This window comes from Actomonas aquatica, assembly GCF_019679435.2.
Classification (GTDB): domain Bacteria; phylum Verrucomicrobiota; class Verrucomicrobiia; order Opitutales; family Opitutaceae; genus Actomonas; species Actomonas aquatica.
Window position 1 is genome coordinate 3765092 of sequence record NZ_CP139781.1, and the last position, 21195, is coordinate 3786286.

The following is a 21195-nucleotide window of genomic DNA, read 5'->3' on the forward strand; positions in this document are numbered from 1 at the left end:
CGAATTATGGGTAAAGCACGCCGTAGCGACTGCACGTGAGTTGCGCTAGACGGGGTCCTTTCTACTCTATCCGTTTCTAATATCATGCCCCCGACGATGCTTCGCCCTACCTCCCACCGTTTCCGCCGTTCGTTAGCCCTGCTCTGCGGAATAACGCTCGCAATAACCTCCCGCCTGCTGGCCGCCGCTCCCGTGGTCGGCACCACGGACTTTGATCCGCTCTCCGGCGACATCATGGACGCCGGGAGCACTACGACGGAGGTGAGCATCAGCGATTTTGACGGCTCGGGTTGGGACATCACGGTTACGACCGTCGAGGTCGCCGGCACCCCGGGGCTCATCCGCGGCCTCGCCACCTATGGCGTGGGCTCCACCGATGCGGTGCAAACTGGCGGCGTGACTTTCGGCGGCAGTGATATGCTGGTGAGTTCGGTCGCCTTCGCCAGCAACGACGGCACGGAGTTCAAACTCGGTTCTTTTGCAATCAACGCCGCCGGCGGGGCCACGGACTACACGTTGTCCGGCTACCGCGATGACGTCGCCCTCAGCGGTGCGGTGATGACCGGTGCGCTACCCCAGGGCTCACTCGGTGGACGCTCCTTTACCACGATCGATGTCTCCGGCCATGACGGCTTCAACAACATCGACCGCTTTGTGGTGACCTTCGCCACTCCCGGATCTCGTTTCCTGTGGGACAATATCGAGGTCGATCTCGCCGCTCCGGTGCCGGTGCCGGTGATCACGAGCGGAAGCTCCGTAAGCGTCGCCTTCGGAGATACGCCCGCCTACACCATCACCACCAACGGCGCGGGGGTCAGTTTCAGCGGCACCGACCTCGTGCCCGGCGTCAGCGTCGATGCGATGACCGGTGAACTCACCGGCACGGCCCAGGAGTTGGGCACCTTTGGCGCGACCCTCATCGCCGCCAACGCCGAGGGTGTCGAAGTGAGCGCCCCGCTGACGCTCTCCGTCCACCCGGCCAACTTGCCGCAGTCCATCACCTTCAACGCCATCGGCACGCAATCGGCGGACCAAGGCTCGTTGACGCTCGGCGCGACTGCGTCCTCCGGTCTGCCCATCAACTACACCGTCGTTTCCGGCCCCGCCACTGTGAGCGGGTCCACCCTCACCTTCACCGGAGCCGGCGGCACGGTGACCGTGCGCGCCGCCCAAGCGGGCAACAACCGCTACGCCGGTGCGGTGGCCGTCACCCAATCCTTCGAGGTGCGGCAGTCGGGTCAGTTGGTGTTCTTCGGCACGACCAGTGCGGATGATGCGTTCGCCGTGGTCGTAGATGCCAACCGCACCTCCGGCACACTCATCGGTTATCTCGCCGGCACCAGCGAAGGTTTTGTGGTCCCCCTGGCCCTCGACGGCAGCGGCCAGTTCACCGCCACGGCCGCCACGCTCGTCGCGACCGACTCCACGACCGCCAACGGCGCCAGCACCTCGTCACCCCGCACGCCCGCACGCGACACCCACGACTACACCTTCAGCGGCGCCCTCTCCAGTGACGCCATTACCGGCACAATTTCGGGCGTCGACCTCGAGTTCACCGGCCAACTGGAAGCGCCCGCTGGTGGCACCGCGGCCCTGGCCGGTTACTACTCCGCCTCGGCGCTGGGCAACGCCAGTGGCACCACCCATGCCATCGTCGGCACGACCGGGTCGACCTACCTGCTGTGGGCCTCCCCGCAAACGGTCGCGGGCGGCAGCGGCAGCATCGGCGGCGGCGGCAACTTTTCCGCCACCCTCCCCGGCGATCTCACTTTGACCGGAAACATCGACAACAGTCGGGCCACCCTGAGCGGCACTCTCGCCCGCGCCGACGGCTCGGAAAGCGCGTTTGCCGGTCTCGCCGCCGGCACGACTCGCACCGATCGTTTGGTCAACATCTCGATTCGGGCGCAGGTGGATGTCGCCGCCAGCGGTCCTCTCATCACCGGTTTTGTGGTTGGGGGGGATACGCCCAAACACGTCCTGATTCGAGCCATCGGCCCCACCCTCGAAGACTTCGGCCTCACCACTGCCATGCCCGATCCGAAGATCACGATCTACAATGCAGCCGGTGAATCCGTTGCCAGCGTCGATGACTGGAGCGGCGACTTTTCCATCCAGCAACTGACCAGCCGCCTCGGCGCCTTCCCCCTCGACCTCGGCAGCAAGGACGCCGTCGCCGAAACTCAACTCCCCCCCGGCGCCTACACGGTGCATATCGAAAATGTCGGTGCCGCCGGTGTGGCCCTGACGGAAATCTACGACGCCTCGGAAACCCCGAACACCGAAGCGCAACGCCTGGTCAACATCTCCTCGCGCAGCCTGGTCTCGCCCGGCGAGGGCCAGCTGGTCGGCGGCTTCGTCGTCACCGGCAACAGCCCCAAGCGCATCCTGGTGCGCGGCGTCGGCCCCGAGCTGGCGACCTTCAACGTCGCGGGTTTCCTCACGAATCCCAGACTCTCGCTCTACGACGCCACCGAAACGCCGATCGCCGAGAACGATGACTGGGAAACGGGACTACCGCTGACTCCCAATCAGACCGTCGCAACCGCTGCCGAAATCGCCGCCGCCGCTCAATCCGTAGGCGGGTTTCCACTCACCGCTGGTTCGCAGGACGCCGCGCTCATCGTGACCCTGAATCCCGGCTCCTACACCGTCGCCCTCGCCGTCGCCACCCCCGATACCGCCCCTGGCAACGGCCTCATCGAGATCTACGAACTGCCCTAAAACCTCAAGCAGGTGACAGCGGCGGCATTGCCGCCGCTGTTTGGGCCGGGGTCACCAAGTGTAACCAAGAAACCACTACGGAGGAGTGGTCTTCGTTCACCTTCGTTTTCTTCTGTAGGAACAAAGCCGACCTCACATGGCGGCTTCGAGGCGGGCGATGAGGGTCTCGTTGAGGTGGATGTATTCGTCGCGCAGTTCGCCGGGTTGTTGGGCCTGGGCTTGTTTCAGTCCGCGCTGGGCGGCGGCCAGCGCCCCGGCCTTGTCGCCGGCGGCTTCGAGCACGAGGCCTTGGCGGTAGGTCAGCCAAAACGCGTCGGGCTGCTGCTTGGCGGCTTCATTGATCCACTCGGCGGCCTGATCGAGCATGACGCCCTTTTCGTAGAGATACATCGCGGCCTGGAAGTAGGGCTTCTGCTCCGCGTCGCTGGCCAGCACGGCTGTGATCTGCGGCACGAGCACCGCCTGGGTGTCGGCGACGATGGACACCGGGACGCGCACGTCGGCCCAGGCGATGTTGAGCGTGGCAGAATCGTTGACGACGTCGTCGAGCGACAGGGTGAGCGACTCGACCGGCGCATCGAGCATGACCGGCGTCGCCGTCACGCGCACCACCTCATCCTCCGGCGTGAAAGAGTAGGAGCCCCAGGTGTCGTCCTTGGAGGAAAGGATCACTTCCCAGTCGCCCTTGTGCGGCACGGAGTAGAGCGCGTAGGTGCCAGCCGGAACCTCGGCACCGCCAAACACGACCGGCGTGCTGAAGCTGATCGTCGTCGCCGCGTTGGCCCCCGTGCGCCAGATGGAGTCGTAAGGCAGCAGACCCCCAAAGATCTCGCGACCGCGCATCGCCGGACGGGCGTAGACGATTTCGACTTCGGTCAGGCCGACCGTCTGCGAGACCTTGGCATTCGGGCTGGCGGCGGGGAATTGGAGCTGCCCCTGCGCGAGCGACAGGCTCGGCAGCGCGAGAGCGCAGGCAGACGAAAAGGCAACAAGGCGAAGCAGGGACGTAGGTTTCATGATGCTGGAAGGTTGGAACGGAAACGGAGTCGAGGACGGACGGATCGCGCAAAACCACCCGAAGGACAAATCAGTCTGCGGAATTCTGCCCCCGGAATGATAGGCGTTAAGCCCAAGGCTTATTCCCAAAGATAACCGGAAGCGGTCGCCCACCCGCTGGACGCGGGACCGCATCTCCTCCTCAATCGGCCCCATGCACAACCTCGGATACCGGACCGATTGCATCTTTCACCGCCATGACGGCGTCGTGGAGGAACGCGACGACTACTGGGTCATCCGCACGCCCTCCAATCCCACCTACTGGTTCGGCAACCTGCTCCTCTTTCGCAACGCCCCCCGATCCGGTGACGAGGCACGCTGGCTCGAACGCCACGCCGCGGAATTCGGCGACTCGCTCAACCACATCACGATCGCGTGGGATGAGGAAATCCCCGGTGAGTCCGACGGTTTTATCGCCCAAGGCTTCCGGCTGGAATCCAGCGCGGCCCTGAGCCTCGCGCACACCGACTACGCCGACAGCTCGCCCCCGCCCGTCAACCCGGCCCTCACCGTGCGACCGGTGACCGACGATCACGGCTGGCGCGAGGTCGTGCGCGTGCAGACGCTCTGCGACGACGAGGATCCCCATTTCGACGCCGACGGCGGGGCCTTTCGCACCCGCCAGGCCCTCGCCGCCCACCGCATGATCGAAAACGGGCGCGGCACCTGGTGGGGCGCTTACGACCGCGACACGCTGCTCGGCAGCCTGGGTCTGTTCTTCGACGAGACCGGAGAGCTCGGCCGCTTCCAATACGTCACCACCGACCCCGCTCACCGCCGGCGCAAGGCCTGCAGCACCCTGCTCGACCACGCCATCCGTCACGCCTTCACCACCGTCGGCGCCAAGACCCTCGTGATCTGCACCGAAGGTGTCGCCAGCAACCCCGCCATGGCGCTCTACCAACGCTTCGGTTTCCGCCCCGCCGGCCAGAGTTACGCGGTGACCCGCCTGATCGGATAAGCGCCCCGCGTCAGTCCGTTTGCGCTTCCATCCACTGTTTCGGCGGCACGCCGCGACGCTGGCGGAAGAGGCGGTAAAAATACGAGAGGTCCTCGAAACCCGACGAGAAGGCCGCGCCCGTCACACTGTGGCGACCACTGCGCAGGAGCCGTTCGGCGTGGTCCAGCCGCAGGTCGTTCACGTAAGCCACGAAGCTCTTGCCCGTCACTTTGCGGAAACGCTCGGTGAACTGACGACGGGACAACGCCACATGCTTCGCCGCTTCGTCGGTCGACCACGGCCGATAGAAATTTTCGCTCAACACCTGCAGCAGAATATGGAGCCGCTCATCCGTCGAATCGGCGCTCATCTGCAGATGATACCGGTCGGCGCTGATCATGATGTGTTGCGCAATGATGCGCAGCGCCACTTCGCAACCCCGCCGCCGCTCCGCCTGCTCCAGGATGCCCTGCCGCCAACCGCCCACCACCGGCCCGGCCACCACCGGACGCAGACGCATCAACAGGCTCAGTTGCGAACGCCGCAGCCGATGCCACATCGCACTCAGCTCCGGGTAGTGATCCACAAAACGCCGCCCCAAACCGAGCAACAGCAGCACCGAGGGCTCGAGGTCCACCAACCGATGCCGCTCGCCCGCCGGCACGATCATCATCGTGCCCGGCACCCCGCGCAGCGGCACCTCCTTGGTCGGCTTCTCGAAACGCACCTCCACCGCCCCGCGCACCACGTAGAGCAACTTGTGAAAGTCATCCTCGCGCGATCCCATTTCGAAATTCGCCGCATGCTCACTCTCGGCGAAAAACACGCCGTCGACGGGCACATCGAACTGAATCGGAGTCTGGCGTTGCACCGGACCACTCTGCGCAGATCGCCCAATCGGACAAACAATATTCCCAGCCCTCCAATCGCTCTGCAGCGGAAGCTGTTACGGTGTTTCCTCGGCACCATCGCCGCCTCGTTCCCCACGCTTCACCTTCTTAACCGCCCAAACGGCCAACCGATCCGCCCTCCCCGGGCGCGAGAGCCTGAACTTTCATGATCCAACCCAAAAACATCACTTACCCGGATCCCGCCGAGCCCGCCGAGCGCGAGGCTGCGTCCCTCCTCGCCGCCACGGCCCAAGCCTCGCTGACGACGGCCGCCCAGCCCGGCGACGCCGCCCCCACCTTCAAGGTCGCCCTGGCCTCCCGCAACTGGGTCGAGGTGCCCGACGCCGCCGCCCACGCGGCCTGGATCTGGCTGCGAGTCGCCCCCGATGGCACCGGCGAACTGATCGCCACCCAGGGGTGTTTTCTCTTTACTGGCCTCAGCCTGCTGCAACAGGGCCTCGCCCCGGACCAGCAGGCTAAACTTTCCGCGGGCCTGCTCCTGCCCGCCACCTTCGGCTTCCACCGCCCGCACTACGACAGCTGCCTCACTCAATACTGGCGCTCGGTGCGCGGCATGGACGAGGAGGCGCACATCCGCGCCCTTGCCGAAGCCGGCTTCACCCACTGCGAGGTCAACGGCCTGCAGGCCCACTTGCCCTACGAGGAAACCATCGAGTCGGAATACTACCCGCAGTTCTACACCTACGCCGCCGGCTTCAACCACTTCATCGACACCGAGCTCACCCGCGGGCTCTGGCCGGCCCACTACCTCGAGGCCAATCTCAACCGCCTCAAGCGCCTCGCCACCCTCGCCAAACGCTACGGCCTCAAGCCCGGCGTCACCATGTTTGAACCGCGCAACCTGCCGGAGAAGTTCTTCACCAAATACCCGACGCTGCGCGGTGCCCGCGTCGACCATCCCTTCCGCTCGCGCCTGCCGCGCTACTGCCTCGCCCAGGACCACCCCATCACCAAGCGCCACTACGCCGAGTGTATGGAAAATCTCATGACGGCGGTGCCCGAGCTCGACTACCTCTCCATCTTTTCCAACGACAGCGGCGCCGGCTTCGAACACACCGGCTCCCTCTACGTCGGTCGCAACGGCGGCCCCTACATGATCCGCGAATGGCGCGATCACGCCGCCATCGCCGAGGTCGCCGGCCAGAGCATCGTCGACTACATGGCCAACCTCCAGCAGGCCGCCGCCAAGACCAACCCGGACTTCGATGTCATCCTCCGCCTCGAGCCCTTCAAGGGCGAGCACGAGCACATCGTCAAAGGCCTCGGCGGTCACCTCACCTGGGAGGGCCCGTCCATGCTGGTCAAGGGCTACGACCTGCCGTATCCACATCCCAAATACCCGGAAAACTTCGGCGTCGCCGGCTCCGTCTTCCACACCTGGATGGACGATGCCGAGCAGCCCGCCCTGGAAGCCGCCAAGGCCGCCGGTCACCACCCGATCCTCCACTACTCCGGCTCCGGCGTGCAGAACCACGAACCGCTGCTCGGCCTGCCCTTCCCGCGTCTGGTGCACGCCAAGATCAAGGCCCTCGCCGGCATCGGCGCGGAAAAGGCCTCCTGCTTCGGTGCCCTCTCCCACTCCACCGTCACGCCCTACTGGCCGCACCCGGCCGTGATTCGCGCCGCCCAGTTCACGCCGGAACGCCCGGTCGACGAGGTGTTGCTCGAATACGCCACCTCGCTGGTCGGCGCTGAGCTCGCGCCCACCCTCGACCAAGCCTGGCAGGACATGGAGGAGGCCCTCATCTGGCAGCCCCTCGTGCCGCTCTACAGCGGTTTCGGCTTCTGCTGGCAGCGCACCTGGGACCGCCCCTTCGTGCCCGACATCGAGGCCATTCCGGCCCCGGAGCGCGCTTATTACGAGCGCCATGGTTGCTTCCAGCACAACAACCCCGGCCTCGTCGACCTCGGGCGCGACGTGCTCTTCGATTTGGTGACCAAGGAGATGGGTCGCAAGATGACCGACGACATGGACGAGCATCTCTTCCCGCGCGTCCACGCCCTGGTCGATCGCCTGCAGCAACAGCTCGACGGCCTCGCGGCCGACAGTCCCGCCGCGCCGGTTTTCCGCGACCTGCTCGACCGGGTGCGCGCCTACCGGCACTGGGCCATCGCCCTGCGCGGCGTCTGCTCCTGGTGCGCCGAGGTATACACCTACACCGAGACCGACGACGAAGCCGAACGCACCGCCGCGATGGAGCGGCTGCAGCAGTCGATCGATCTCGATCTGGAGAACACCGCCGGACTCATCGACTTGCTCGAAAACACCTCGTCCGAGCTGCTCGCCACCTCCGGCGTCGGCAACACCACCTTCCTCTACGGCGAGGACCTGCCGGAGCTGCTCAAGCGCCGCCTCGACCTCACCCAACGTTATCGCCACCACCCACCGCGGATCGACAAGAGCATCTTGTGGCGCCCCACCCCGGGCACCCAATGGCCGGAGGGTTGGATGTGACCCTTTCCTGACACCAATCAGCCCACGACCGGGAGGAGGGATTTGTCCTTCCTCCCGGTTCCCGTTGGGCCCCTCGTTCGCTCGTTCGTCCGCTCGCTCCCGTTTCCCGTTGTCGTTTTCCATCATGCGCCCAGCTCGCCTCTGTCTCCTGCTCCTCGCCCTGCTGGGTGCCGCCGCCGCCCTATCCTCCTCCGCTCGCGCCGCCACCACGGCCGATTTGGTGTCGGTGCAACTCCGCGCCTTGGAGTCCCCCGCCGCGGCCGCCGCGCTGGTGGTGACCGACGCCGCCCTGCCCGCCACGCACGCGCCCCTGCCCGCCGTCGCGCTCGAAGATGCCGTGGCACCGTCGGGTCAATCGTTTCGCCTCATCGCCAGCCAGAGCGCGCCGCGCGAACTGACCCTGCACTCCTACCACGAAATCACCGACACCTGGGCCACCGTCGGCAGCGTGGACTTGCCGGGCCCGCTCACCCGCGTGCAACCCGCCGCCCGCGGTTTTGTCGTCGCCGTCACCGACGACACCGGCCCGCGCGACTACCTCGTTGAGGTCACCCTCGCCCGCAACACCCTGCCGCTCACCGATTGGATCGTCATCGTCGTCTACCTCATCGCCATGCTCGGCGTCGGCTGGCTGTGTTACCAACAGGAGCAGCGCAAAAAGGCGTCGACCGACGACTACTTCCTCGCCGGTCGCAACATCCCCTGGTGGGCCGCCGGCATCAGCCTCTACGCCACTGGCACCTCGGCGCTGAGCTTCATCGCCATCCCGGCCTTCACCTTCGCCAACAACTGGCTCTACCTCGGCCAACAACTCCTCGGCGTGCTCGGCCTCATTTACGTGGCCTACAAAATGATCCCGGTGCTGCGGCGGCTCAACCTCACCTCGATCTACCACTTCCTCGAGATGCGCTTTCATCCGTCGATCCGCCTGATGAGCAGCGCCCTCACCATCGCCTTTCAGCTCATCGGCCGACTGAGCATCGTGCTCTACCTGCCGGCCCTCGCCATCTCCGCCGTGACCGGCGCCAACGTCGTCGCCTGCATCGTGCTGATGGGTTTGGTCACGACCGCCTACACCCTCATCGGTGGCATGAAGGCCGTGATTTGGACCGACGTGATTCAGGTCTTTGTCATGATTGGCGGCGCGCTGTTTGCCATCGGCTACATCATCCACGGCATCGACGGCGGCCTGCCTGCCATGCTCGAACTCACCTCGGCCGAGCAGAAGACACGCATGTTTGATTTTAGCTGGGACCTCACCACGCCGACCATCTGGGCGATCACCTTGGTGGTGCTCACCGACATCCCCACTTGGCCGCGCGAACAGGTTATGATGCAGCGGGTATTCGCCACCCGCGACGACCGCAGCGCCCGCTCCTCCGTGCTCACGCTCGCCGCCGTGCTCCTGCCCGGCACCATCCTGTTCTACGCGATCGGCTCCGCGCTCTACGCGTTCTACAAAACGCATCCCGATCACCTCAACCCGCTCATCGACACCGACGCCACGTTCCCGGTGTTCATCGCCGCCGAACTGCCCGTCGGCATCACCGGCCTGATCATCGCCGGCCTCTTCGCCGCCTCAATGTCCACCCTCTCCAGCGGCCTCAACAGCGTCGCCACCCTCACCTCGGTCGACTTCTACGAACGCTTGGTGAAGAAGGCCAACTCGGCCACCAGCCTGCGCCTCGCCTACGCCGTCACCATCTTCTCCGGCCTCGTGAGCACGGCGGTCGCGGTGCTCTTCAGTTTCTTCGACATCAAGTCGATGTTCGACGCCGGCCTGCAGCTCACCGCCATGCTCGGCGGCGGCTTCGCCGGCACCTACGCGCTCGGACTCTTCACCCGTCGCGCCAACTGGCAGGGCGCGCTCATCGGCACCGCCGCATCGGTCGCCACGGCCGTGCTCTTGCGCACGCACGTGAGCCCCATCCTGCTCAACCCGGCCGCGGTCGCCGCCTGCATGATCGTAGGCTACATCGCCTCCTACGCCTTCCCCGCTCCGCGCCAGGACCTCACCGGCCTCACCGTCTACACCCCCCGCGCCAAACCCATCGTGACCAAAGGCTGAGCGCCGGTCACACGAAGTGTCGGATTAAAGCCCGACCCACCATTTCCATCACCACGACGCGCAGCCCAAAGTGTGGGTCGGGCTTCACGCCCGACATCCCCCTGCCTCTCGGGAATCTGCGCCTCTCTGCGAGACTCGCCGCACATTGGAGGGTCTGCGGATAAAGGAATAGAAGTCACAGAGTTCACAGAGCCCGCCCCGCCGCAACGCGGCCGACACGGCCGCGGCTACACTCCAGATCGCTCTTCGCGTCCCTTCACCAATCCCTCACAATTCTGCCCCTCGGGAATCTGTGTTTATCTGTGTTCATCCGTGGTTAAAAAACAGCCCTGCCTCTCGGGAGCCTGCGTCGCTCTGCGTCTCTCTGCGGTTAAAAAAACCGCCCCACCTCACGGCAGCACGCGATCGGCCACCGACAGGGTGTTGAAGTCCAACACGCGCTCCAGTCGACCGTGGCGGATAGAGAGCACGCGGCTGCCGAGTTCGCTGTTGAGGTGCGTGCCGCCAAAGAGGTCCCAGCCCGCATAGTCGATCGGTCGCCCGTCGAGCAGCGGGGTTTCCCCATACTCCGCCACGATCTCGCGCCCGCACAGCGTCGTGAAGTGCACCTGCGGATGCGGCTTGAGCGTGAACTCCAACGGCAAGGCCAGGATCGCTGCCTGGAAAGCCGCGTAGTCGGCAAACTCCGCGACGTCGGCCGCCTGCACGATCGTGCCGTTGCGCCGATGCGGACTCACCAACACCCGGCTGCCGGTCACTTCGCGCCGGTCCGGTTCACGATAATTCGGATAACCGCGATGCTCGATCCAATGGTAGTCCGCCAAGGGACGGTAGGCGAGGTAGGTGTCGCCGCCGCGGGCGAAGATCCAACCCGAGTCATGCTCCACCACCGCCGTGAGATCCTTGGAGAAGAAGCCGTTCACCTGCGGATACCGCTCGCCCTCCGGAATATGGTAGAGCGCGATCACTGCATCGAGATCCTGCACCACCTGCTCGTAAGGCGAGCAGCCGACCAACTTGTCCGGTTCGTCGTAGGAGGGTTTGCCTTCGTGGCGCACGCCTTCCCACAGCGGCTCCGGATAAACACAGAAGAAGGACTGCAGCACCGACCCCGAGGAATGCGGGTGCAGGGAGAACATCGTCGGGTGTTTGCCGCGCGGATCCGCCTCGGTCCAAGTCACATCCCAGGTGTGAGTCTGGATCGGGTCACTCAACCCGCCCTGGGTTGAACCCACGGCGTAGTGCTTTCGCAAATACTGCGTTTTGTAGATCGGACGAATCTCCTCGTCGCTGTAGCGCCACATCCGCCGCGAGCGCGCGCGGTCGCGCTGCAGGATGTCCTGATCGCGATCCACCGCGATGCGATAGATCACTTCCGGCACAGTGTAATGATCGGCCAACGCCGCGAAGTAGTTGCCCCAGTAAGCGTTGTTCTTTGGCGCCGGGGTGTTGCCGAACAACTGCCAGGTGAAGTAGGTCGCCAAAGCCTGCCAGCGCTGCGTCACCGACGTGTCATCGGTGCGCGAGTTGGGGCCACGCAACACGCCCTCCAGGGTCACGTTGGCCAGCTCCGCAAAAATCCAATCGAGCATCATGCTGCCCCGCTGCCGCATCGCCGGATCCTCCGACCACACCGACAGCATCAACATGGGAATGGCATACTCGCCGAGGTAGTGGGTCGGGTTGTATTCGCCCTGCCCGATCGTGGTGGTGAGCCTCATCCAATCGAGCAACCAACCCTTCGACTCCGCGTGCATTTCCGCCGAGCTTTTGCCCGTGGCCCAGGCCTCCGCCGGCTCCCCCGCATACAGCTCCGAGAGCAGATACATCGAGGTGTAGTAGAGCACGAAGTGGTTCTCGGTGTCGCCGCGCACTTGCCGCGCCGTGCGCACCGCCTCGCGAATCGCGTCCTGCGCCTCGACCGACAGGGTGTCCCGCCCGGCAAAAGCCAGCATGGTGGTCGGGAAGATCCAGAACGGTCCCGAGCCCGGATTCTCCATCAACTGGATCACGCGCTCACTGCAGTCGTCCAGATGCTCCCCGCGGCGCAGCAGCATCACCACCGTGGAGATGTCCATCTTCGCCACATCCGCCGGATCGTAGAGCGTCTCGATGCGCCAATCGACCACCTCCTGCACGCGCTCCAGGTAAGCCGCGCGGCGCAGGTCCGCCCGCTCCACCGGCTCCCGCAATGGCGGCGGACCCTCAAACGCCGGTTGGGCCAAGGCCGTCACCAGCCCCCCACCGGCCAGGCCCAACAAAATGAAAGCGAAACGAAACGAACGGAAAAACGGGTAAGACATGGTTCAAGAACAGGGTAAGGACCTCCGCGCTAACGAGACGGGAGAGAGGGTTGGGGTAGGCGGCTCAAAGAGGAGGCAATCAAGCCGACCATCGAAGGCGACTCCACGTAACGGAGAGCACCCGCGGAGCCATCACGGCGTTTGGGGCCCAATTGGCTTCTATCGGACAAAACCTAGACAGTTAAGCTTCCTAATTTGGACATTTTTTTACCCGAATGATCATTTTTCGTTCATGAAATTTCATATGAACGAAAACTGATGAATGTTCATGATAAAGCACATAAGCCACCATAATAATACGACTGTAGTGAACCGGTGTCGCCCGGATTCCCCCACTTCGTGAGTGACAAATCCATGCCTTGGACTGAAAGGTGCTCCCGCCTTGATTTCAGAAAATTCAAGACCGGTCAAATGAAATTTCATTTGGAAAATGCTTTTATCTGATATCGCCAAACAAGCCCGCGTTTCCCCCGCCACCGTATCCCGCGCCATCAACCAGCCCGAGATCGTCGCTCCTGCCAGCCTGGAGCGAATTCGCGCCGTCATGCGGGCGCTCGACTACCAACCACCGCCCCTCAGCCGGCGCCGTGGACCAAAGTCCCGTCGCCCGGCCACGCTCGAGATCGGGCTCTGGTGCGTGGGCTCCCGCGTCAACCACGAGGAGTTCCAGTGGTTCCAAAACCAGGTGAGTGAGCTGCAGGAACGCGGCCCGCTCAGCCGCGTGAATCTGCGCACCATCTTTTCGCCCACGCCGAAGATCTGCCCGCAGGTCCTCACCGACGGCAAACTCGACGGCGTCATCATCCAGGGCATGCCGCCCGCCCCCGAGGTCATGGCCCTCATTCCGAACCTGCCCAAGGTCTGGTTCATGACCCGCCGCTCCCGCGCCTTTCCGGGCGACTACGTGGAGCCGGACAACGAGGAAAACGGCGCCATCGCCGCCAACCATCTCGCCGATCGCGGCCACCGCACCGTCGCGGTGTTGGCCTCCACGCCCGACTACTCCGCCACGATCCGCCGCATCAATGCCTTCGTCGAACAGGCCAAGGTGCGCGGCCTCGAGACCCATACGATTCTCGGCGAGGAAAACCCCGACATCGGCTTCCTCACCGTCGCCCCGCCCGGTCGTGAAATCGAACAACTCGTGAGCGACTTGGTGACCCTCGACCCGCGACCGACCGGCCTCTACCTGCCGTCCGACCATTTTGCCGGCGCTTTCTTCCGCACCCTGCGCTCCGCCGGTCAGCGCGTGGATCGCGACTACGACGTGATCCTCGGCAACTACAACCCGCAGATCTACTGCAACCTCGAGCACCAACCGGCGGCGGTGGACATCCACCTCGCGACGCTCATCCGCCGCGTCCTCGAGCAGATCACCTGGCGTATCGACAACCCGACCTGTCCCGGCCGCGTCGGGGTGGCGGTTTCCCCTTCGCTGCGCCTGCCACCCACACCCACGCCCACGCCCGTGACTGAGACGCCGGACGCCCTCGCCGTGGCTCCCGCCACCGTCTGACCCCTCTCTGCCCCTCTCCCCGCTTCCTGCCCCTACCCCGTTCTTCTTCCCCTTCCCCTTTCTTCAATCGGTTCGACGGCTCTTCACCCCTGGCCTCGCCGTGGCACGAGAGCCCCACCGACCCGATTGAAACCTACGCCAACAAGCACCCATACCCACACCATGAAACAATCGAAATTCCGTCGATGGCTGCTCGCACCATGTGCGCTGCTCTCCGCCACCGGCTTGTCTGCTCAAGCAGTTGACGACATTACCCCCGTGGACGACGACGAGCTCATCATCCTCTCGCCGTTTGAGGTCACTGGCACCGACGACGTCGGTTACCAGGCCACCTCCACTCTCGGTGGCACGCGCGTGAATACTTCGCTGCGCGACGTCGGCTCCTCCATTTCCATCATCAACGAGGAATTCCTCCGCGACTCCGGCGCCGAGAATCTGGAAGACGTGCTCATCCTCGCGCCCAACACGGAAGTGGGCGGCCTGGGCGGTAACTTCTCCGGCTCCCAAGCGACCGGCAATCCGATCCCGGAACAGACTCGCGACGACCTCAGCGGTGGTCTCACCCGTGTCCGCGGTCTCGCTGCGGCCGATCTGACCCGCGACTACTTCATCACCGACGTCCCCTTCGACGCCTACAATACCAACCGTGTTGAGGTGCAGCGCGGCGCCAACTCCGCCCTCTTCGGCCTCGGTAGCCCGGGTGGTATCGTCAACAACTCCACCATCAAGGCCGACTTCCTCGGTTCCCGCGGTGAGTTGAGCATCGGCACCGACCAATACGGCACCCTGCGCACGACCTTGGACTACAACTACCAAGTCAGTGACGACCTCGCCATCCGCGTTGCCGGCCTCCACGGCTCGACCAAGTTCGAGCAGAAGCAGGCCTTCAAGGACAACGACCGCGCCTACGTCTCCGTGACCGGCCGTCTGCCCTGGGGCTTCACCCTGCGCGGCAGCTTCGAGCACGGTGAACTGCACTCCTCGAACCCGGATCCCATCCCGCCGAACGACGGCATCACGCCGTGGATCAACATGGGCAGCCCGATCTTCACCACGCCCGCCGACGCCGGTCAGTTCTACCGCACCGCCGGTGATATCTACGCCGGTTACAACAACAACGGCTTCTTCACCGTGGCGTCCGAAGGTTCCTCCAGCGGCTACGTTGCGTTCTACCAGGATCCCTCCAACCCCAACCCGACCTTCGGCGGCACCATGTTCCTCCGCGCCGGTCGTGGCGCCCCCAACCCCTACGCGGGCGTGGGCAATGGCGAGTGGATGCTCCTCCAGCCGCGCAATGAGTTCCAAATCATCGCGCAGACCGGCACCTACTCCGACGGCACCCCGGTCCCGGCCGGCACCGCTGGTTTCTTCCCGGGTGGCAACGTCGCTCCGCAGATCCTCGATCGCAGCATCTTCGACTACCGCAAGAACCTCTTCTCCGGCGGCGCCGCCCAGCAGTGGACCGACTACGATCTCCACAATGTCGCCATTGAAGGCAACTGGCTCGACGGCCGCCTCGGCTTAGAGGCCTCCTACTTCAAGCAGGAGATGACCGGCTTCACCCGCAATCCCCTCCAGGGTAGCGGTGCCCGCACCCTCTACATCGACCCCAACGCCTACCTCATCGCCGATGATGGCAACGGCGGTCTCCTCCCCAACCCGACCTTCGGCCGCCCCGTCATGGGCGCCCTCTGGCAGGGTGGTCACTACATCTACGATCGCGAAAACGCCCGCCTCACCGGCTTCGGTGAGCTGCGCTTCGACGATTTCATGAGCGATGACAGCTGGGTCACCAAACTGCTCGGCCGCCTCCGCCTCACCGCTCTCTACGAGGAGAGCACCTCCTACAACGAGAGCATGTATTCCCGCGACCAGGTTGACTCCTACGACGTGGCCAACGCCCTCGGCGGCGGCATCATCGGCTCCGGCGGCATCAACACCGCCTCCACCCGCGCCGGCACCCAGTTCGCTCTGCCGGTGCACAACGATGTCTACGACTTCCTCAACCTCACCTCCATCAGCGACCTGTCCGGCGTGAACATCGGTGGCGTGCCTTTCGGCAACCAGCGCAACCGCGTCATGCCGGTCTACACCTACACCGGCTGGGATCAGGTGAGCGGCTCCTTCGTCGACTTCTCCGCCCGCGGCTACAACCTCAGCGACAACGGTGGCTTCCCCGCCTCCTTCTCCACCAGCCACAACATGGTGGACGTCGAGTCCAAGGTCCTCGTCGGCCAGTCCTACCTCTGGGACGACACCATCGTGCTCACCGGCACCTGGCGTAACGACGTTCAGGCCTCCAACGCCCGCGGCGCCCCGTCCTGGAGCGTCAACTCCCGCGTCGACAACCCGTATGCGGATTCCTACTACAACGTGCCGCTGCGCCCGCTCGATGAGGATGCCGATGAGGACACCACCTCCTGGAGCATCGTCGTTCACACCCCGGACTTCCTCAAAAAGTATCTCCCCGAGGGTTGGGACTTCTCCGTCTACAAGAGCAAGGCCGACAACTTCCAGCCGTCCGGCTCCCGCGTGAACATCTTCAACGAGCAGATCGCCCCGGTGACCGGCTCGACCGAAGAGTATGGCTTCATCGTCTCCGGCTTCGACGGCAAGCTCTCCGCCCGTTTCAACTGGTATGAGACCGGCGTGCTCAACAACTCCATCGACGTCGGCGGCATCAGCAACTCCGAGGGCATCCTCCTCGGCCTCGTCACCCAGCTGGAGAACCCGATCAACATCGCCAACGGCTACACCGCCGCGCAGGTGCAGAATTACCTGCCCCCGCAGGGCGTGATCGACCTCAACGGCTTCAGCCCCGACTGGAACGACCCGCAGTCGTCCTCCACCAACCGCAACTCCAACGACAACGCCACCCGCGACTTCACCGCCAAGGGTATGGAAGTGGAGATCGCCTACAACCCGATCCCGGAGTGGACGATCCTCGCCACCGCCGGCCGTCAGGAAACGGTGACCAGCAACACCTACCCGCGCATGCAGGAATACGTGAACGACTTCGTCATCCCCCAGTGGGTCGACAGCGACTTCGCGCAGAACTACATCATCAACTCCGCGGGCACCACCCTCGCCGACCAGGCCTACAACACCATCGTCGCCCCGACCATCCGCGCCTCCCTCCTCGACGGCGTGCCTTCGGTCGAACAGCGCGAATGGCGCCTCGGCCTCAACACCAGCTACGCCTTCGGCCGTTTCGAAGACGGCTTCATGAAGTGGTTCGGTGACCTCACCGTCGGTGGCGGCATCCGCTGGGAAGACGAAATCGGCATCGGCTTCGGTGTCGGCGTCAACGAGCTCGGCGACTACGCGCTCGATCCCGACCAGCCGTTCTTCGGCCCGTCGATGACCTTCGTCGACCTCTTCGTGCGCAGCCGCTACAAGCTCGGCGGCGACCGCGAGCTCACCCTCCAGATCAACATCAAGGACCTGACCGACCACGATGAGCTGATTCCGTTCTACGCCGCCCCGGATGGCACGGAGCTCTATCGCATCCTCGAGGGCCGCCTCATCTCGGCCTCCGCGACCTTCAAGTTCTGATCTGATCCCCTTCCGGACCGCCGGTCTGGTTACGATCCCTCCCGCCGGCTCTCCCCTTCCGGAGAGCCGGCTTTTTTATGCTTCACCCTCAACCCGCCCGTTCGTATTCATGAACCTACTACGACTCCCCGCCCGCCCGCTGGCCCTGCTTGCTCTGCTGGCCCTCACCTCCACCCTTTTCGCGGCCACCGCGCCGTCCCCCGCCCTCACCGGCACCTGGACGTTTGACGCCGACCGCAGCACCGACCTCAGCCCGTGGCGCACCGCCACCCTGGAGATCACCCTCGATGGCTCCGACCTCGTCATCGCCCGCACCCTCAAGTCCGGCCGCCGCACGTTCACCGACAGTCTCACCATCGATCTCTCCGCCCCCTCCACCACCAACCCGTTGGAGTGGTGGGTCGACAACCGCCACCTCGGTGCCTACGCGCCCCACGAGGGCACCCAGGTCGTGTCCCCTTCCGTCTACGATGACGGCCGCGTCCTGCGCCTGAATATCGACTACAACCTCGAGACCCAACAGGGCTCCCGCCCCGTCAACACCCTGCGCCAGTTCCAGATCTCCCCCGATGGCCAGGTCCTCACCGTCACCGACCTGCGCACCACGCGTCCGCGCCCGGTCGTGCACGTCTTCCAACGCAGCTCCGAATAACCCTCCATCATGTCTTCCCAGATTTTTCTTCGCCTGCTTCTTGTCCTGGGCCTGTGCGCCGGATCCGCCCGCCTCACCGCCAAGACTCCCGAAATCCAGCGCGCCGAACGCGCCCCGGCCACCGCTGCCCTCATCCCGCTCTCCGACAACTGGCGCCTCGACGGTGACGTGCCGGCGCACGCCACCCTGCTCTCCCTGCAGGGACTCGCCAACCGCGCCGGACCGCAGATCTACCTGCAGTATCCGGCCGACTGGCAGTGGGAGATTGCCGGTCCCTTGATCGACTTCCTCCACGATCGCCATGGCATCGAATGGCAACGTTACGAGTCCGGCGATCTGGACACTCCCCTGCGCGACTTCGGCCACGTGGCCAAGGGCGTGGTGGTATGGGACAAGGACGTTCGCTCCTCCCTCATCGTCGCCTTCACCATCGCTGGCGTCGAGGACCTGCTCGTCGTCAATGAGGACCAACTCGATCTCGCCGCCCGCCACGGTCTCGAAATCAAAAAGGACCTCCGCGGCCAGTTCACCGGCCAAGGCGACGCCGACATCTACCAGTGGGCCTACGACGAGTATTACGAGCGCTGCTCCCGCGACTTCTACACCGTGCTCGGTGGCCATCACGGCATCAACATGCAGCCCGGCGTCGCCGACTTCGGCGTGCAACAACGCGCCTTCTTCTCCGATCTCTCCGCCAACCCCAAGCACCCCCGCGAGCTCGCCTTGCTCAACAAGGTCCTCGCCGGGCAGAACCCCGCGTCGGTCGTGCTCGGTTGGCACTCCTACGGCAAGGACACCGAAGGCCAGCACACCACGCTGACCGGTAGTTACGGCCTGCGCATGGAAGGTCTGCACAACCTGCCCAACGTCTCCTTCACCTCGCAAATTCCCCTCACCCCGGACTTCACCTACGAGACCAACCACACCGTCGAACCCGACGCTGAACTCGTGCCGGAGGAAAAGGTCTACGTCGCCGCCCTCGCCACCGACTCCATGGGCATCGGCGCCTGGACCAAACCCGGCCGCGGCCGCATTCCCTACGGTTGGCAGGTCCTCATGAACTGGTCGTGGATGAACCCGCCCGCCCTCCAGTTCTTCTACGAGAGCAAGACGCCCAACGACTACTTCGTCGGCGGCCTCTCCGGCCCCGGTTACATGTATCCCAAGTCCGTGCCGGAGGACAAATTCCGCCTCCTCATGGCCGACGCCCGCGAGCTGATGGAGACCCTCGATCTGCGCGTGATGGAGATCATGGATTACTCCCAGGGCAACCGCCACGTCGGCAACACCGACCTCGATAAGCGCACCGTCGACCTCTACTACGAGGAGTTCCCCGATGTGCTCGGCTTCATCAACGGCTACGGCACCGCCCGCACCTTCGACCTGCGCGGCGACCAGCCCATGTTGAGCTACGACTACTACCTCGGGGTGGAGCGCCCCACCGAGGAAGCCGCCGCCGATCTCGAGGAACTCATCCGCCTCAACCCCGGCCGCCCCTACTTCCTGCTCATGCACGTGCGCGAACGCACCACCATCGAGCAGGTCGCCAACATCCTCGACAACCTCTCGGACAGCGTGGAGGTCGTGCCGCTCGATCGCTTCCTGCGACTCGCCGCCGCCGCCAAGACCTACCGCACGCGCTACCAGCAGCCCGAGGATCCCATCGATCACAACCCGTAAGGTTTTTGGCCGTCACTGCGGCCTGCCTCCCCCAACGCCCCGCCGGTTTCCCCCGGCGGGGTTTTTCGTGTCCGTGTCCGCCCACGGTCAGCGCCGCAGCCGCTCGGCCAGCAACTGCTCGCAATACCAATACATGCGCGGGATGTGGAACGGCCCCTTCCACATGTTGCCCTTCAGGCGCGTGGAAATCCGCCCGTCGCGATGCGCGTAACCAAACCAGTCGCCGCCGCCCTTCGTATCCACAAAGACCTTACGCGACCACTCCCGCACCTGCTGGTGCTTGCGCGCGTAGCTCTCGTCGCCGGTGAGATGCCACGCCAGCAGCGTCGCGATCTCGGTCTCGTTGTGCGGCCACCAGAACTTCATCTCCGCCCAATACTCCTGCACCGGCAGACCCTTCAGATCGGTGAAATACAACATGCCGCCAAACTCGCGGTCCCAGCCCCGCTCCCACATCCAGTCCAGGATGGTCAGACCGAGCTTGAGCAGGCGGGCATCGCCACCGCGCACCCGCACTTCGTGCAGGATGAACCAGGCACACTCGATCGCATGACCCGGCACCAACATGCGCCCGTCGAAATGATCGAGCACCTCGTTGTTCTCGCCCACCACCTCCATCAGTGCCTGCAGGTCGGGCTTAAGAAAGGCGGTTTCCACTTCGTCGATCACCCGGTCGATCCACTGCGTGCAGGTCGCCCCGCCCACCGTGACGTCGCCCAGGTCCGCGCGCAGCTCCTGCGCCATGGCCAACAGGATCATCTGCGGCGCCAACCCCTTCATCGGCCGCGTCGCCACCTCTACCTTCGGCTCCACGCCGCCTCCCGTGCGCATCACCTCCAGATAACGCTCGAAATAAGCCATGGCTTCGAGCGCCGCGCGTTCGTCACCGGTCAACTGCGCGTAGGCCGCCGAGCCCACACAGGCGAAGGACTCGCTGAACGCGTAACGCCGCCGCATGCGCAACGGTCGCCCCTCCCGCGTCATCGTGAAATACAACTTCCCGTCGTCCGCCCGACAGTGCTCGCGCAGAAAACTCAGACAACTGCCCGCCAGCCGCGTCCAGTCGCCCTCGGCGCCATAAGCCTGCCCGAGGGTGGAGTAAGTCCACGCCGCCCGCCCCTGAAACCAAACCGACTTGTCCGAGTCGATCAGCGAGCCGTCTTCGTTCAACGCGGTATGGATGCCGCCATGCTCCCGGTCCCAGCCATGACGCACCCAGAACGGGGCAATTTCATCCAACAAGGTGCGGCGGTAGTCCTCCCGCAACACCCGCATTTCATCAACGGAGTAACACACGCCCGGACCCTAGGCACCCGCCCCCGCAACGAAAGCTCT

The 21195-nt window shown here is 64.7% G+C and carries 12 protein-coding genes; 8 read left to right on the forward strand and 4 right to left on the reverse strand.

Annotated elements, in window-relative coordinates; genetic code table 11:
- Nucleotides 1-96 precede the first annotated feature (96 nt).
- Nucleotides 97-2724, forward strand: a complete 2628-nt coding sequence (locus K1X11_RS14640) for a hypothetical protein (RefSeq protein ID WP_221031561.1) — start codon at nucleotides 97-99, stop codon at nucleotides 2722-2724.
- A 132-nt stretch (nucleotides 2725-2856) separates the two neighbouring features.
- Here K1X11_RS14640 and K1X11_RS14645 read toward each other — a convergent pair whose 3' ends face one another.
- A complete protein-coding gene (locus K1X11_RS14645; protein ID WP_221031562.1) occupies nucleotides 2857-3741 on the reverse strand; it encodes a DUF2911 domain-containing protein in 885 nt (294 codons plus the stop codon).
- Nucleotides 3742-3934: 193 nt separating this feature from the next.
- Between K1X11_RS14645 and K1X11_RS14650 the strand changes: the two genes are divergently transcribed.
- Complete coding sequence (locus tag K1X11_RS14650; RefSeq protein ID WP_221031563.1) at nucleotides 3935-4741, forward strand: GNAT family N-acetyltransferase; 807 nt, start codon at nucleotides 3935-3937, stop codon at nucleotides 4739-4741.
- Nucleotides 4742-4751: 10 nt separating this feature from the next.
- Here K1X11_RS14650 and K1X11_RS14655 read toward each other — a convergent pair whose 3' ends face one another.
- Entirely contained in the window at nucleotides 4752-5591 is an 840-nt protein-coding gene (locus K1X11_RS14655) for a helix-turn-helix domain-containing protein (RefSeq protein ID WP_221031564.1), read from the reverse strand.
- Nucleotides 5592-5776: 185 nt separating this feature from the next.
- Here K1X11_RS14655 and K1X11_RS14660 point away from each other — a divergent pair, with 185 nt between their 5' ends.
- Both K1X11_RS14660 and K1X11_RS14665 read left to right on the forward strand, forming a co-directional pair.
- Entirely contained in the window at nucleotides 5777-8086 is a 2310-nt protein-coding gene (locus K1X11_RS14660; protein WP_221031565.1) for a hypothetical protein, read from the forward strand.
- A gap of 124 nt (nucleotides 8087-8210) precedes the next feature.
- Nucleotides 8211-10154, forward strand: coding sequence for a sodium:solute symporter family protein (locus K1X11_RS14665; RefSeq protein ID WP_221031566.1), 1944 nt, complete (start codon nucleotides 8211-8213; stop codon nucleotides 10152-10154).
- 389 nt (nucleotides 10155-10543) lie between these two features.
- On the opposite strand, the gene K1X11_RS14670 is transcribed toward K1X11_RS14665, so the two are convergent.
- A complete protein-coding gene (locus tag K1X11_RS14670; RefSeq protein WP_221031567.1) occupies nucleotides 10544-12457 on the reverse strand; it encodes a hypothetical protein in 1914 nt (637 codons plus the stop codon).
- A gap of 430 nt (nucleotides 12458-12887) precedes the next feature.
- Between K1X11_RS14670 and K1X11_RS14675 the strand changes: the two genes are divergently transcribed.
- The 4 genes from K1X11_RS14675 (at nucleotide 12888) to K1X11_RS14690 (ending at nucleotide 19860) form a co-directional block, all read left to right on the forward strand.
- Nucleotides 12888-13973 carry a LacI family DNA-binding transcriptional regulator gene (locus K1X11_RS14675; RefSeq protein WP_221031568.1) on the forward strand — a complete coding sequence of 362 codons (1086 nt, stop codon included), beginning with the start codon at nucleotides 12888-12890 and terminating at the stop codon, nucleotides 13971-13973.
- A gap of 162 nt (nucleotides 13974-14135) precedes the next feature.
- Nucleotides 14136-17528, forward strand: coding sequence for a TonB-dependent receptor plug domain-containing protein (locus K1X11_RS14680; RefSeq protein ID WP_221031569.1), 3393 nt, complete (start codon nucleotides 14136-14138; stop codon nucleotides 17526-17528).
- Nucleotides 17529-17637: 109 nt separating this feature from the next.
- Nucleotides 17638-18180 (forward strand): hypothetical protein, encoded by a 543-nt coding sequence (locus tag K1X11_RS14685; RefSeq protein ID WP_221031570.1) that lies wholly within the window; start codon nucleotides 17638-17640, stop codon nucleotides 18178-18180.
- Nucleotides 18181-18189: 9 nt separating this feature from the next.
- Nucleotides 18190-19860: a GxGYxYP domain-containing protein gene (locus K1X11_RS14690; protein WP_221031571.1), complete on the forward strand. Its 1671-nt coding sequence runs from the start codon at nucleotides 18190-18192 to the stop codon at nucleotides 19858-19860.
- A gap of 87 nt (nucleotides 19861-19947) precedes the next feature.
- Here K1X11_RS14690 and K1X11_RS14695 read toward each other — a convergent pair whose 3' ends face one another.
- Nucleotides 19948-21156 (reverse strand): AGE family epimerase/isomerase, encoded by a 1209-nt coding sequence (locus tag K1X11_RS14695; protein WP_221031572.1) that lies wholly within the window; start codon nucleotides 21154-21156, stop codon nucleotides 19948-19950.
- Nucleotides 21157-21195: the final 39 nt, after the last annotated feature.